This window comes from Treponema sp. R6D11 (genome assembly GCF_054786075.1).
In genome coordinates this window covers 1-558 of record NZ_BDHD01000739.1, presented here as the reverse complement: position 1 = coordinate 558, position 558 = coordinate 1, and the positions used below count along the sequence as shown (strand labels likewise).

Here is a 558-nt window from a genome sequence, read left to right as displayed (position 1 = left end):
CTTTTCGGCCGTTAGGGCGGACGCGCCCGCCGAGTACGCACCGGCTTCGGCTGCAAGCCGCGCAAGACTGCCGGTTTTAAGCCCGCACATGACAAAGTATTCGTCCAGAGATGGAACAAAGGATATTTTTTTATGCCAGCTTATGTCCATCGCCTTTCAAATACTGGACGACGTAAAAAACCTGACGACGGGGGTGCCCGGAAAACTGCGCGGCGACGACGTGGTCGAGGGGAAAAAGAGCCTTCCTGCGTTGCTGTACCTTACTAGGTATCCCGAGAAACGCGAGATGGTTTTCTACTGTTTCCACGCGGCAAAAATAAACGGCACCGCGGCGCCGGAAGTGGAAGAATTGATTACTTCTTTGCATAACGCGGGCGTTTTAAGCGAATCCGAAGAAAAGGCCCATTCCATGCTACATGAAGTACATGATACGTTTTCTTCTATTGAAGTTGACAAATTTTCCGAAAACAAAAGAAGCCGTCTACTTCTTAACGGCCTTATAGAAGCGATTAGCTGAGGTGTACAAGTGCGGGAAATGCTGGTTAGCGATATATGGTC

1 protein-coding gene is annotated in these 558 nt (G+C 49.8%); it reads left to right on the top strand.

From position 1 onward, the window contains the following. Nucleotides 1-142 precede the first annotated feature (142 nt). Nucleotides 143-517 carry a hypothetical protein gene (locus ACYVTD_RS15820; RefSeq protein ID WP_461248647.1) on the top strand — a complete coding sequence of 125 codons (375 nt, stop codon included), beginning with the start codon at nucleotides 143-145 and terminating at the stop codon, nucleotides 515-517. The last annotated feature ends 41 nt before the right edge of the window (nucleotides 518-558 follow it).